This is a genomic window from Rhodococcus sp. 05-2255-3B1, assembly GCF_002258545.1.
Lineage (GTDB): Bacteria > Actinomycetota > Actinomycetes > Mycobacteriales > Mycobacteriaceae > Rhodococcoides.
In genome coordinates this window covers 179,516-192,374 of the sequence record NZ_NOZC01000017.1, presented here as the reverse complement: position 1 = coordinate 192,374, position 12,859 = coordinate 179,516, and the positions used below count along the sequence as shown (strand labels likewise).

Annotated in this window: 12 protein-coding genes; 10 read left to right on the top strand and 2 right to left on the bottom strand. The window is 64.2% G+C overall.

Annotated elements, in window-relative coordinates; genetic code table 11:
- Window positions 1-67: 67 nt before the first annotated feature.
- Window positions 68-418 carry a VOC family protein gene (locus CH249_RS10355; protein ID WP_032395074.1) on the top strand — a complete coding sequence of 117 codons (351 nt, stop codon included), beginning with the start codon at window positions 68-70 and terminating at the stop codon, window positions 416-418.
- A 172-nt stretch (window positions 419-590) separates the two neighbouring features.
- Entirely contained in the window at window positions 591-1,295 is a 705-nt protein-coding gene (locus tag CH249_RS10350; protein WP_094681832.1) for an excalibur calcium-binding domain-containing protein, read from the top strand.
- Window positions 1,296-1,301: 6 nt separating this feature from the next.
- Here the strand turns inward: CH249_RS10350 and CH249_RS10345 are convergent, their stop codons facing one another.
- Window positions 1,302-1,811 (bottom strand): O-acetyl-ADP-ribose deacetylase, encoded by a 510-nt coding sequence (locus CH249_RS10345; protein ID WP_094681831.1) that lies wholly within the window; start codon window positions 1,809-1,811, stop codon window positions 1,302-1,304.
- Window positions 1,808-2,734 carry an ADP-ribosylglycohydrolase family protein gene (locus CH249_RS10340; protein ID WP_094681830.1) on the bottom strand — a complete coding sequence of 309 codons (927 nt, stop codon included), beginning with the start codon at window positions 2,732-2,734 and terminating at the stop codon, window positions 1,808-1,810. Before CH249_RS10340 ends, CH249_RS10345 begins: the two co-directional genes overlap by 4 nt.
- 61 nt (window positions 2,735-2,795) lie before the next feature.
- Between CH249_RS10340 and CH249_RS10335 the strand changes: the two genes are divergently transcribed.
- The 8 genes from CH249_RS10335 to CH249_RS10300 all read left to right on the top strand — a co-directional run bounded on the left by CH249_RS10335 (window position 2,796) and on the right by CH249_RS10300 (window position 12,856).
- Complete coding sequence (locus CH249_RS10335; protein ID WP_094647322.1) at window positions 2,796-3,470, top strand: NUDIX domain-containing protein; 675 nt, start codon at window positions 2,796-2,798, stop codon at window positions 3,468-3,470.
- A gap of 48 nt (window positions 3,471-3,518) precedes the next feature.
- Window positions 3,519-4,685, top strand: coding sequence for a hypothetical protein (locus tag CH249_RS10330; protein ID WP_094681829.1), 1,167 nt, complete (start codon window positions 3,519-3,521; stop codon window positions 4,683-4,685).
- A gap of 91 nt (window positions 4,686-4,776) precedes the next feature.
- Window positions 4,777-6,078 (top strand): hypothetical protein, encoded by a 1,302-nt coding sequence (locus tag CH249_RS10325; RefSeq protein ID WP_052049440.1) that lies wholly within the window; start codon window positions 4,777-4,779, stop codon window positions 6,076-6,078.
- A 92-nt stretch (window positions 6,079-6,170) separates the two neighbouring features.
- Window positions 6,171-7,190 (top strand): diiron oxygenase, encoded by a 1,020-nt coding sequence (locus tag CH249_RS10320; protein ID WP_094630705.1) that lies wholly within the window; start codon window positions 6,171-6,173, stop codon window positions 7,188-7,190.
- 47 nt (window positions 7,191-7,237) lie between these two features.
- Window positions 7,238-8,836, top strand: a complete 1,599-nt coding sequence (locus CH249_RS10315) for an FAD-dependent oxidoreductase (protein WP_094681828.1) — start codon at window positions 7,238-7,240, stop codon at window positions 8,834-8,836.
- Window positions 8,837-9,020: 184 nt separating this feature from the next.
- Window positions 9,021-9,830 (top strand): hypothetical protein, encoded by an 810-nt coding sequence (locus CH249_RS10310; RefSeq protein WP_094681827.1) that lies wholly within the window; start codon window positions 9,021-9,023, stop codon window positions 9,828-9,830.
- Between the two features lie 90 nt (window positions 9,831-9,920).
- Entirely contained in the window at window positions 9,921-11,219 is a 1,299-nt protein-coding gene (locus CH249_RS10305; RefSeq protein WP_143544421.1) for a DUF2786 domain-containing protein, read from the top strand.
- Between the two features lie 20 nt (window positions 11,220-11,239).
- The gene (locus CH249_RS10300) at window positions 11,240-12,856 is read left to right on the top strand and encodes an AMP-binding protein (RefSeq protein WP_094647310.1); all 1,617 of its coding nucleotides are present in this window, start codon (window positions 11,240-11,242) and stop codon (window positions 12,854-12,856) included.
- Window positions 12,857-12,859: the final 3 nt, after the last annotated feature.

Sequence of the window (12,859 nt, the reverse complement as noted above, 5' to 3'; positions counted from 1 at the left end):
GCGCGATGAGTCGGGCCGCCGGATCCGGTCCATATCTGCGAACCCGAACGATTGTGAGGAGAACGCAATGATCGAACATGTGCTTGCCGTGGTGGCGGTGCGCGATATCGACTCGGCACGACAGTGGTACGAGCAGCTGTTCGACCGCCGCCCCGACAACAATCCGATGCCGAGTCTGGTGGAGTGGCGGCTTGCTTCGGCTGCGTGGCTGCAGGTGACCGTAGATCCCGAGCGGGCAGGCTCGTCGTTGTTCAACGTTGCCGTCGGAGACATCGAGGTGTTCGTCGATGCCGCTCGTTCCCGCGGTATCGACTTCGGCACCATCGTCGACGCGAACAAGGGGGTCCGACTGTCGTCGGTCTCCGATCCCGACGGCAATTCCATCACTGCCATCGGCGGCTTTCGCGAGCTCTACTGATCGGGCGGTTGGCGTTCTCACACGGGATGTAACGAGGAGCCCGGTCGGTGCGACATGGTGAACGGAAATGCGACCGACCGGTTCGGACAGAACGAGACGGTAGCTTCCGGTCTCGCGGGTGACATCTCGGCCGCGGCATCGACACCCCTCGCGACCCGAACGGACCCTCGACATGACCAGTGCCTACCCACCACCCTTTCAGCGCCCGGCACCCGAGCCACAGACGCCTCGCCGCCCCCTGTTCGGGAAGATATTCGCTTGGGTCGCAATTGTTTTCGGTGCACTTTTTCTGATCGGGGCAGTGGTCTCGTTCGAGTTCGGTGCGCTACTCGTCGGCGCGTTGCTGGTCGGCAGCGGAGTCACGTACCTTCGCTCGTCGCCCGCGCGGGGTCGCAAGGTCTGGGCGGTACCGGCCATCGCCGTCCTCCCCGCCCTGTTCGTGATCGGGCTGACCACCACGACCGAAACCGAGACCCCGACCGCCATCGCACCGGTCGCGGCCGTGCCCGCGTTGCCGACCGTCACGACCACCACCGCACCGCCGTCGACCACAACACCGGCCCCGACCACGACGACCGCGGCTCCGACCACCGAGCCGGTGGCCGCCGCCGTCGAGATACCGACGACCACGGAATACATCCCGTTGCCCGAGCCCGAACCTGTGTACATCCCGGAGCCCGTCTACACGCCGGAACCGGTGTACACACCCGAGCCCGTCTACACCGCTCCCGCGCCGTTGGCCGCAGTGCCTTCCGCTGTCTCGTACGCCAATTGCGATGCGGTCCGTGCGGCGGGTGCAGCCCCGATCTACTCTGGGGATCCGGGCTACAGCATCAAACTGGACCGTGACGAAGATGGCGTCGGCTGCGAGAACTGATGACAGTCAACCCACCAACCGCCGCGTCAGGTCTACGGCTTCGTGGGAGTAGGCGACCAGCATGACGAGGTCGACCGACGGCCGGGCAGCTTTGACTGCCAGGACTTGTTGGGTGACTGCATCCTGCATCGGCCATCCATAGGAGCCGCCGGAAACCAGTGGAAATGCGATGGACTTCATGTTCATCGACGCTGCCAGCGCCAGACTCCGGGCATAGCACAGTCGCAGCAACTCCGATCTGTCCTCGTGCGGGGAGTAGCGCGGGCCGACGGTGTGGATGACACAGCCGGCTCGAAGTCGGCCCGCGGTGGTGGCGACGGCTGCCCCGATGTCGAGGCCGTGGGGCAGGGTGGTGGCCCGCAGCGCCTTGCATTCTGCGAGGATCTCGGGTCCACCGACTCGATGGATGGCACCGTCCACTCCCCCGCCGCCGAGCAATCGCGTGTTGGCAGCGTTGACGATCGCGTCTGCCGCCACGTCCGTGATGTCGCCCTGGACGACGTCGATGACTGTCATGAAAGCTCCTTCGCTGCAATGATGTTCGAGGTGATTCGGTCGAGGTCGTCGGCGCGCAACCCCGGGTAGCCGTGGACGATGTCGCGCCATTCGCTCGGCACCGCCGATGCGCCCCAACGCGCTCCGAGGAGTCCTCCGGCTATGGCCGCCGTGGTGTCGGTGTCGCCGCCGGCGCGGACGCACAGTTCGAGAGCGGCGGGCAGGGGCCGCTCCGCGTCGGCAGATCGGTGGATTGCCCACCACGCCGTTTGCAGAGCATGGACCACCCAGCCGTTGTTCGGGAAGTCGGACGGCTGCCCCTCCTGTGCCTGACGAAGCAGGGGCTGCCAGAACTCGCGGACGTCGGCTTCGGCCTCGTTCAAGAACTCGGTCACGCCGTCGTAGGTGGAGTTCACAATCGCGTATCGAATTGCGTGACTCCACAATTGACACGCTTGACCGGCACGGGGATCGGAGTGGGTGAGGGCACTGATCCGCGCCGCAGCATCTCGACAACCGGCCGGGTCGTCGACGTAGGCCAGGGCAATCGGTGCCGTTCGCATGAGTGATCCGTTGCCGCCGGTTCTACCGGCCAACGACGCTGCCGCCGCAGTCATATCGGCACCGTCGAGTGTCGGCTGCGACAGCACCAGCCGAGTCTGGTTCCCCACGTCCGGAGGGTTCTGGTCGAACCAGTCGCGAAAGTACCCGGCTATCTCGTCGACGTCACCGCCCTGCTCGAGTGCGCGCGCGATGCAAAGCGCCATCGAGGTGTCGTCGGTCCATTCGCCCGGAGCCCAGTCGAATGGTCCGCCACCGATCATGGCGATGGTCTCCTCGGACGTGGGATACCCGAATTCGTATCCTGCGCCCAACGCATCGCCCACCGCGGTTCCGAGCAGAACCCCTCGCGCCCGATCGTGCTGAATGTCGGTCAACCGCATCTCTACCCCTTAGATTGATATTGCGCTAACCATAGATCACATCGACGCTAAGATGCAAGGCATGACGTGGCGAGACAAAGACGGCAAGGCTCTGACCGACTATCCGCGCCCCTCGGTGGCCGTCGACGTCGCAGTACTGACCATCCGCGAACGCCGACTGCACGTCGTCGTCGTTCGGTCGGACCGCGGCCTCGCGTTACCGGGCACTTTCCTGCGGCCGTCGGAGACTCTCGCCGACGCGGCCGACCGCGCGTTGAGGACGAAGGCAGGCCTGATCGATCTCTCCTTTCATCAGCTGAGGATGTTCGACGGTCCTGATCGCGACGACCGCGGATGGGTACTGTCGATGGCGCACAGCGCAGCGATATCGGCTCGATCACTTGCTCCCACAACAGAATCGATGCCGATCGACGGCTCGGAACCGGTCTCGTCGCTGGCCTTCGATCACGGCGACATGGTGACCGAGGCGGTGCTCGACCTCCGTCATCGCTACGCGCGTGAGGTCGATCCCGCGCTGTTGACGGACGCTCGATTCACCCTTCTCGAACTCCGTGAGCTGTACGAGATCGTGTTCGATCGCCCGCTGCCGAAAGACACTTTCCGACGCCACGTCATCGGCTCGTTGCAAGGGACGGGCGCAACCTCGACCGCAGGTGGCGGCCGCCCCGCAGAGCTGTATCGCCGTGCCGCGGATCCAGCTCTTCCCGCGGCTGCGGGATCGTTCCTTCTTCGCTGAGGGCACGGATCGGCGAAACCGGACATGCCAACAGATAAGCTGGGAGTCATGGGATCGAAGCGGCCTGCCAACCGCGGACAGAAACGCGCAGAAAAGACCAAGGCCCGGCAACGGCGTCACCAGCAATCCCGACCGGCCCCGACCGGTGCCGTCACCGAACGCATCGCCGACCTGATCGACGGTTTCGTCGAATGGCTCGACGAGAGCGAGATGTCGGAACAGTCGGAGGCCATCTCTCGGCTCGTGTCGTCGACACTGACCCAACTGGCCGGGGCGCGTCAGGGATTCTCGCCCAGCGCATGGCTTCCCGCAGACGCGCACCTGCTGGTAGATGCGGCCGAACGGATCCTGCAGGAAGAGTCCGACACTGCGGAGGACACCGCGGTCAATCTCGTTCTCACCTCGCTGCAATACCTGACATTCCTCGACGAGACCGATCTCTGGGACGGCAGCCCCGAGGACTACTCGCACTGCATGGAAGACCTCTCGGACTTCCTCGAGGGCGACGAGCCCGACATGCTCGATGCCGACGACATCGACCTGCCAGACGTTTCCCTGGCCCAGGAACTCGCCGCGATCTCGGCGCTTCCGCTGCTGCCCGCCCTCGACGACATCGTCGCGCGTGTGGCCGACGGATTGGCGGTGGCCGACAACGCCGACCTGCAGGAGGCCGTCGGCTCGACCCTGATCGATCCCGCCCGGCTCGATGTGGGTGCCGCGGTCGATTACTGGTCGACGGCCATCGCCACCGAATTGATTCGCATCGACGGAGACACCGCCCGGCCGGGCGACAACGCCCATTCGCTGGCCGGCCGTGGAGCCGAGACCGTGCACGAGCTGGTTGCCGAACACGTTCGCGTGCAGCTGTCGGGAGACGCCGACGACCCCGACGTGTCACGGTCGCTGGCCAACACGTTCGCGGTGCAGACGCTGCTGGCTGCCATGACCGACGAGCTGCCGATCAACAACGAGGGCGAGGACTACGCCGAGCTCGAAGGTGAGGATCTGCGTACGGCGCAGCTGATCGACCACCGCGTTCGATCACTCATCGAGCAGGGCATCCTCGTCAGGATCGAGGAAGTACTCGCCGTTCCGCACGCGTTGCGTCCGGCAGTGCTGGACGGTGTGGCCGAGGCGCAGCCGTTCGGTGTGATCGACGAGGAGTCGCAGGACGACCCGCTCTACGGCTCGGTCGAGGATTCGGCATCGTCGTGACAGCCCACGCGAGCGCCGAGACCCTGTCGGTGGTCGCCGCTAGCGTCACAGACTGCGCGTTACGTCGACGCGATCTGGGTAAGGAGCCGACATGAGCGATTCACTCGAGTTCGACTTCGACGTCGATGCTGCCTGGATGCACTTCCAGCGCAAGCTCGGCGATTACGTCAGCGCGATGCGCGACGGCGATGCGCTGGTGATCGAGTCGCGTTACGACACCACCGACGGCGTGCCCGACACCGCCGCCTGTGTGCAGTTCTATGCCTGGGATCTGGATATGGTCCGCTGCGAAATTCCCGCGAACGAGCATCTGCACAGTAGCCGTGCCATCACCGTCGAGCAGCGAGATGCGCTCAGCCATATCGGATTTCGCACGTCGGTCGATTCGGAGCCCACGGCACCACACGTCGACCGAAATCGCTCGTGGTCCGATGATCTGGCGAAGAAGACCGTCGCAGTGTTTCGCGACATCTGGGGTCTTCCCCACCCGTCCTTCCTGGGCTCACGCGCCACCGGTCGCTACGACGTCCCGAGTTTCGACGCCACCACCGCCGAGACCGACACGGCCGTCGTCCCACTGTGCGTGCAACCGAAGGGCAAGGAGCACCTACAGCAACTCGTCGACCGCGCCCTCGAGCCATGGTTCGGCTTCCCGCCGGATCACGACCCCGACGGCGACATCCCCCTGCGGTTCGCGGGCGGTACCGCGTACGTGTCGGTCAAGCCCACCGAACCTGTGGTCGAGATCAATTCGACGCTTGTGCACGCCGTATCCGGACGAACCCGCGCAGCCGAGTTGCTGGTCGATCTCAATCTGCAACTCCCCGACGTGATGCTGCACCTGGTGCAGGACTGCATCGTCGCGCAGGTGCGAGTGAGCGGGTCCCCCTTCGTTGCCGATCACCTGCTGTGGGCGGTGCGAATGCTCAGCCACGTGTGGGAGCAGGTCGACGAGAAGTTCGCCGAGGATTTCGGCGGCGCACTCGGGGAACCGACTCCGCCGCCGATCGACGCGGACGACTTTCCGGACGGGCTGCTCGAACTGGTCGAGCTTCTCGACCGGTCCGACGAATCCCTCGACCTCGACACCGTCCTCGGTCGTTGCTCCTCCGATCGCGATGTCGTCGTCTCCTACCTGCGCATCAGCGCCGAGCAGGAGGCGTCGTGGCGGGGTATGGCCGTCGCTGCTGATCTCGGTGACGAACACTGCGATGTCGACGAGGCAGACCGAGAAGCCGGCAAGTGGGGCCGCGCGGTTACCGCTCTGCGCGAGGTACTGCGCAGCACACCCGAGCAGGTCACGCCGGTGGTCGATCCGTCGGCGATCCAGTTGCAGCTGTTCGAGACCGACGAGGTGGCAGAGATCTCCGACGAGCGTTCGGACGAACAGTAGGCGGCGACCCAACAGGATTTCTTCTACGCGCTTCCCTTTCGTGTTAACTGGGGTTACATTAACCCTATGTTCGCACCTCGTTTGGAGAAGCCATGACACTGACGACAGGCACCACGTCCGTTTCGGTCGATACCGACACCACGGACGAACAGCAGTACAACGAGACGCTCACTTTGCTGTCCGAGGGTTCTGTGCACAAGCACTTCGATCCGTACGTCGACATCGACTGGGAGTCCGAGAAGTTCGCGGTACCTGCGAACGATCCCCGCTGGGTACTCCCCGCCAAGACGGACCCGATCGGCGGCCACGACTGGTACCGCGCACTACCGCTCGAGAAGCAGATCGAGATCGGCATGTGGCGCCAGGCCAACGTGGCCAAGGTCGGTCTTCAGTTCGAGAACATCCTGATCCGCGGCATGATGCAGTACGTGTTCTCGCTGCCCAACGGCTCGGCCGAGGCACGCTACTGCACTCACGAATCCATCGAAGAATGCAACCACACCCTGATGTTCCAGGAGATGGTCAACCGCGTCGATTCCGACGCCCCCGGCATGAGTCGGCCCATGAAGATGCTCTCGCCGTTCATTCCCCTGTTCGCCACGCTGCTGCCCGAACTGTTCTTCGTCGGCGTTCTCGCAGGCGAGGAACCCATCGACCACATTCAGAAGTCGGTCCTGCGGTCCGGTGAAGACATTCATCCGATCATGCAGAGCGTCATGGCAATTCACGTCGCCGAGGAGGCACGACACATCTCGTTCGCGCACCAGTTGCTGCGACGTCGCGTTCCCAAGATGTCCAAGGCCGGGCGGTTCCTGCTCTCGCTGGCCTTCCCGGTCACGATGCGCATCCTGTGCGACGTCATCGTCATTCCGCCGAAGAAGTTCTGGACCAAGTTCGACATTCCCAAGCAGGTGAAGAAGGACCTGTTCTGGGGCACCGAGGAATCACAGCACGCGCTCCAGGACTACTTCGGAGATGTGCGCATGCTAGCCACCGACACCGGCATGATGAACCGCGCTGCTCGCCTGGTGTGGAAGCTGTGCGGAATCGACGGCAAAGCGTCGCGTTTCCGTAGCGAACCCGACCGCAGCTCGAGCCAGTTCGCCGCATAGCCCTCTCGCCGCTCAGCCATTCTTGCCTCTGCCGTCAGGAACCCCTCATGCCCCACGTCGTCACCCAGTCATGTTGCAGCGACGCGTCATGCGTCTACGCGTGTCCCGTCAACTGCATTCATCCCACTCCAGACGAGCCGGACTTCCTGACGGCGGAAATGTTGCACATCGACCCGCAATCGTGTGTCGACTGTGGCGCATGTGTCTCGGCCTGCCCAGTCGACGCCATTGTGCCGCAAGCAAAACTGACCGAGGCCCAACTGCCGTTCCTGACGATCAATGCGGATTTCTACAAGCAGGAGCGCCCACCGCGGCCCATCCTGGCACCGGTCACCCCTGCAGCCTCGGTATCGAGGGATCGTCAGCCGCTACGAGTCGCAATCGTCGGCTCAGGCCCGTCGGCCATGTACGCAGCGGACGAACTGCTCACCCAACCCGGCGTTCGCGTCGATGTCTACGATCGACTTCCGCGGCCTCACGGCCTCGCCCGACTCGGCGTCGCACCCGATCATCAGAAGACACGCCAGGTGTCCCGGTTGTTCGAAACCATCTCCGCGCAAGAGGGATTCACCTACCACCTCGGCGTGGAGGTGGGCAAGGACGTCACCCACGACGAGTTGATGGACACCCACCATGCCGTGATCTACGCCGTCGGGGCATCATCGGATCGCGAGCTCCGCATTCCGGGAGCCGAATTGCCCGGGCGCAGTTCGGCGACCGACTTCGTCGCCTGGTACAACGGCCACCCCGATCACGCGCACCGCACCTTCGACCTTTCGCACGAACGTGCCGTCATCATCGGTAATGGCAACGTTGCACTCGACGTCGCGCGCATTCTGACGATGAATCCGGATGCGCTCGCCCAGACCGACATCGCACCGTATGCCTTGGACGCCCTGCGCCACAGCGCAGTTCGTGAAGTTGTCGTCGTCGGCAGACGCGGAATTGCTCAGTCCGCCTTCACGGTGCCCGAGTTCGCCGGATTGTTGACCGTCCCCGATATCGACTTGGCCATCGATCGAAGCGAACTCGCACTCGATCCCGTCACCGTCCGACTCGCCGCGACCGACGACCTACCCCACGCCGTGGCACAGAAGCTGCAACTGCTTCGCCACGTCGACGAATCCCCCGAGCACAGCGACGGCCGCAAGCGAATCACTCTGCGCTACCTTCTCTCTCCCACCAGAATCCTGGGCACCGACCGCGTGACGGGAATCGAGTTCGACCGAATGGGCCTCTCCGCGGACGGCGACGACGTGGTTCGCAGCACTCCGACCGGCGACGTGGAGAGCATCGAGGCCGGACTCGTCCTCACCTCCATCGGCTACCGCGGTGTCGCGCTTCCCGGAGTTCCGTTCGACGACCGGGCGGGCATCATTCCCAACACCGGCGGCCGTGTGCTGGAGGAATCCGGCGGGCAGACTTCGGTCGGCAGCTACGTCACCGGGTGGATCAAGCGGGGTCCCTCGGGATTCATCGGCACCAACAAATCCTGCGCTCAGGAAACCGTCGGCCATTTGGTCGACGACTTCAACGCCGGTCGCCTGACGGATCCGATCGAGCTGCCCGACACCTGGCCGACCGGGGCGAACCGGGGCACGCTACGACGCTCGAAAGACAGGCTGCTGGCCCTGCGCCGCTCCTGATTGCTCACCTCGGTTGGGATCAATGCGCCTTTCGGTCACTCCAACTGCAAGAAAGCCACATTCATCCGGGTGACGAAGGCCGCAGAACCAGGGAAGCGGTGTCGAGGTTGAAGCGTCGACCATCGGGGTACACCGAAGCATCGGCCACCGATTCGCGGCGGGCCAACACCTCGAGGAGTACGAGATGACGGCCCTGCGACGCATCTTCACCAGGACTGCTGTCCCAATTGTCGGTATTGCCGTGGCGTTGGTGTGCGCGGTACCGGCCCAGGCTCTGCCGACGCCCGGTGACCTCGCAAATGTCCCGGCCCGAACCTCGATCTCGTACGAACACATCCCGACGGGGACCTACGTGGGCAGCGCGGAGGACAACTCGGCGCGCCCAGGACTGTCGACGGTAAAGCTCTACATGGCCGACTACGTCGTCCGCTTCGGCGACGGTTCGCCCAGAGACCTCGACCTGGCCGCCAGGATGGTCCAGGTCAGCGACGACGGTGCCGCTTCGACGCTCGACAACAAATACCCACAGGCGATTTCGGCAACCGCCGCGGAATACGGACTCACCTCTACCTCGCGGGGCGGTTTCTGGGGCAACTCGTCCACGAGCACAGCCGACACCGTGCGATTCCTGGCGGCGAAGAAGCGCACCGATCCCGCCAGCCCCGTCCTCGCATGGATGAACACCGCGGCTCCTGTGGCACGCGACGGAATGGTTCAGGACTGGGGCACCGAGCAATTGCCCGGCGTGACCGGAACCAAGTGGGGATGGGCCGACGACCGATCGAGTGTGGTGGCGTCCGCGTCGATCGGCGATGACTTCGTCATTGCATCCAATACATACGGACCGACCCGATCCAATACCGACGACGTCATGGCGGGCCTCGGCGGCATCGAATTGACGGCACCGCCCGCCGCCGCTACTGTTCCGAACCTTCCCGTGATACCCGGCCTGCCGTCCGTCGAGGAACTACTGCAGATGCTCGCTCCTCGCTGACACGTTCGAATAGTTTGTCGGACCCCTCCCTTACTCTGCGTCTCACCGAACAGTTCGGGGACCACACCGGGGGACGTGGAGGGGACGACGATGAGTCGTATCGATCTGGACAGTTTTTTCAAGTACACGCGCGCGACGAACGCGTGGGAGGATGCCGACCCGAGCGAATTGCTCGCCAGCGGAATCGGTTTCGCCCAACTCGGATCAGCCGGGAGAGACAGGGTCCGGCTGGTTGCAGAACGCTTGGCCGCTGTGGGCGAGCAACAGAGTCGTCCGGTGCACGACCGCGCAGCGCGAACACTCGACGAGGCTCTCGACGCTGCTTTCGAGAATGGTTGGCAGCCGGCCGAACTGGTGCACGTAACCCGCCAGTGCGCCGGAGGCGACGCCACAGTGGTCATGGTCGAGGCTATCGGCGCACACGCGGCGCGAAGCTCGGCGGGGCGCCTCGCTCCGGGTTCCTGGCGTGATCAATTGTCCGAGCTGCACATCGAGTACGCAGGGGGCACGACGGCCGAGCGCCTTCGGCGGTGGCGGTCGTACAACCGACGATCGTCGGCGCAGTCCTGGTACACGCTGTTGCTCGTACTCGGTTGCGCGACGTGGCTGTTGCCCCTCGAGAAGCTCCTGCCCCCTCCGGCTCGATGGACCTCACAGTCGGCTGCGAGCGGCCCCGGACAAGCCACGGACTCGAAGATGCTCGGCAGAATACGAGGGCTGCTGGCCAAAGCCGAGTCGACGCAATTCCCCGCTGAGGCCGAGGCATTATCGGCCAAGGCCCAGGATTTGATGACCCGCTACGCGATCGACAGTGCGCTTCTCGACGCGGGGAACCATCGCAGCCTGATCGACGATGTCGTCACCCGTCGCATCATGGTGAGCAATCCGTACTCGAAAGCCAAACTGCTTCTGCTGCACTGCGTATGTCATGCAAATGGCACCAGGACGCTATGGAAGAAGAAGTACTTGCTCGCCAGCGTCATCGGCATGCCCGTCGATCTCGATCTGTGCGAGCTGCTGTACACCTCGCTGCTGGTCCAGTCGGCACGTGCACTCGACGAGGTCGCCGGATCTCCGACTACGCGCACACGCAGCTTCCGCAACGCATTCTTGATCGCATACGCCCATCGAGTCGGCGAACGACTCCAGGACGCACGCAAGCGAGCCACGGCGGCGGCAACACAGCAACACGGTTCTGCACTGGTGCCCATCCTGGCGAAGCGATCCGATGCCGTGAATCGTGTGTACGCCGCCCGGTACCCGGCGACGAAAACGATCAGGTTCAGCAGCAACAATGCGGCGGGATCGTATGCCGGCCGCGCTGCCGCCGAACGCGCCGACCTTACCGGTGGGCGCGAACGTATCGACAAATCCGATCTGGCCTCGTAGTGCGCGCTACATTGACTGCCATGACCGGTCTCGATACTCCCTTGACGCCCCTGCGCTTTCTCGAACGCGCAACGGAGGTCCACCCCCACAAGACCGCCGTGGTGGACGGGCCGAGGACATTCACCTACGAGGAGTTCGCCGCCACTGTCACTCGGCTCGCGCACGCACTGCGCGCGTCGGGTGTCGGCCATGGAGATCGGGTGGCGTACATCGCATCGAACTCGGCGGAGCTACTGTTCGCGCACTATGCGGTACCGCTGGCCGGTGCCGTTCTGGTCGCGATCAACACACGACTCTCACCGGACGAGGTTCGCTATATCTGCGATCACTCCGGTTCGGTTCTGCTGGTAGGTGATTCGGAGCTGCTGACCGGACTCGGAACGGATCCGATCGCCGACTCGGTCCGTGAGATCGTCGAAACACCCGCCGTCGACGGCACGTACGCGAAGCTGCCGCACACCACTCGTTACGACGCTTTCCTGGAGCGAGGCTCGGACGATTCGCTGGAGTGGGAGGTCGACGACGAGACCTCGACGATCACGATCAACTACACCTCGGGCACCACCGGTCGGCCCAAGGGCGTGATGTACACCCACCGCGGCGCCTACCTCAATTCGCTGGGAGAACTGCACCACCAGGGGTTCGACATCGACACCCGTTACTTGTGGACACTGCCGATGTTCCACTGCAACGGATGGTGCACAACGTGGGCGGTCACTGCCGCGTCGGGCACGCACGTCTGTCTTCGCGGCGTCCGCGGCGATGCGATCTGGTCCGCCATCGACAACGGCGTCGATCACCTTGCCGGTGCGCCGACCGTGCTGACCACTCTTGCCACTGCAGCGCAGGCACATTCGCTGGATCGCCCCCTGACCATCGTCACGGCCGGTGCTCCCCCGAGCCCGACGATCATCGGCAAGATTCGTGCGTTGGGCGCAACGCTCGTGCACGTCTATGGACTCACCGAGACCTACGGTCCGTACTCAGTGTGCGAGGCGAAGCAGGAATGGCTCGAACTGGACGGCGACGAGCAGGCTCGACGCTTGGCTCGGCAGGGAGTCGGCATGCTCACGGCCGACCGTTTGCGTGTAGTACGCGACAAAGCTGGTGTCGGCGGAACGCTCATCGACGTGGAACCCGACGGCGTGGAGATGGGTGAGATCGTCATGCGCGGCAACAACGTCATGAAGGGGTACTACAACGACACCGCCGGCACGACAAAGGCTTTCGCCGGCGGCTGGTTCCATTCCGGCGACCTCGGGGTGATGCATCCGGACGGCTATGTTCAGTTACTCGATCGAGCCAAGGATGTCGTCATATCCGGCGGCGAGAACATTTCGACGATCGAGGTGGAACAGGCACTTGCCAGCCACCCCGCCGTCGCCGACGTCGCAGTGATCGGGGTACCCGACGACAAGTGGGGAGAGCGACCGAAGGCATTCGTGGTGCTGGCGCCGGGCGCGGACGCCTCCGAGGCCGAGCTCGTGGCACACGTGAAATCTGCCATCGCCTCGTACAAAGCCCCGCGCAACGTCGAATTCATCGTCGACCTGCCGAAGACATCGACCGGCAAGATCAGAAAAAAGGAGCTGCGCGACGCCGAGTGGGGCACGTCCGCGTCGAAGATCAACGGGTAGCCA

What these genes read in the sequence shown, in the direction of transcription:
- CH249_RS10320 (WP_094630705.1), top strand. Translation starts at nt 6,171, where the DNA reads ATGACACTGACGACAGGCACCACGTCCGTTTCGGTCGATACCGACACC.
- CH249_RS10310 (WP_094681827.1), top strand. Translation starts at nt 9,021, where the DNA reads ATGACGGCCCTGCGACGCATCTTCACCAGGACTGCTGTCCCAATTGTC.
- CH249_RS10355 (WP_032395074.1), top strand. Translation starts at nt 68, where the DNA reads ATGATCGAACATGTGCTTGCCGTGGTGGCGGTGCGCGATATCGACTCG.
- CH249_RS10305 (WP_143544421.1), top strand. Translation starts at nt 9,921, where the DNA reads ATGAGTCGTATCGATCTGGACAGTTTTTTCAAGTACACGCGCGCGACG.
- CH249_RS10335 (WP_094647322.1), top strand. Translation starts at nt 2,796, where the DNA reads ATGACGTGGCGAGACAAAGACGGCAAGGCTCTGACCGACTATCCGCGC.
- CH249_RS10345 (WP_094681831.1), bottom strand. Translation starts at nt 1,811, where the DNA reads ATGACAGTCATCGACGTCGTCCAGGGCGACATCACGGACGTGGCGGCA.
- CH249_RS10340 (WP_094681830.1), bottom strand. Translation starts at nt 2,734, where the DNA reads ATGCGGTTGACCGACATTCAGCACGATCGGGCGCGAGGGGTTCTGCTC.
- CH249_RS10315 (WP_094681828.1), top strand. Translation starts at nt 7,238, where the DNA reads ATGCCCCACGTCGTCACCCAGTCATGTTGCAGCGACGCGTCATGCGTC.
- CH249_RS10300 (WP_094647310.1), top strand. Translation starts at nt 11,240, where the DNA reads ATGACCGGTCTCGATACTCCCTTGACGCCCCTGCGCTTTCTCGAACGC.
- CH249_RS10350 (WP_094681832.1), top strand. Translation starts at nt 591, where the DNA reads ATGACCAGTGCCTACCCACCACCCTTTCAGCGCCCGGCACCCGAGCCA.
- CH249_RS10325 (WP_052049440.1), top strand. Translation starts at nt 4,777, where the DNA reads ATGAGCGATTCACTCGAGTTCGACTTCGACGTCGATGCTGCCTGGATG.
- CH249_RS10330 (WP_094681829.1), top strand. Translation starts at nt 3,519, where the DNA reads ATGGGATCGAAGCGGCCTGCCAACCGCGGACAGAAACGCGCAGAAAAG.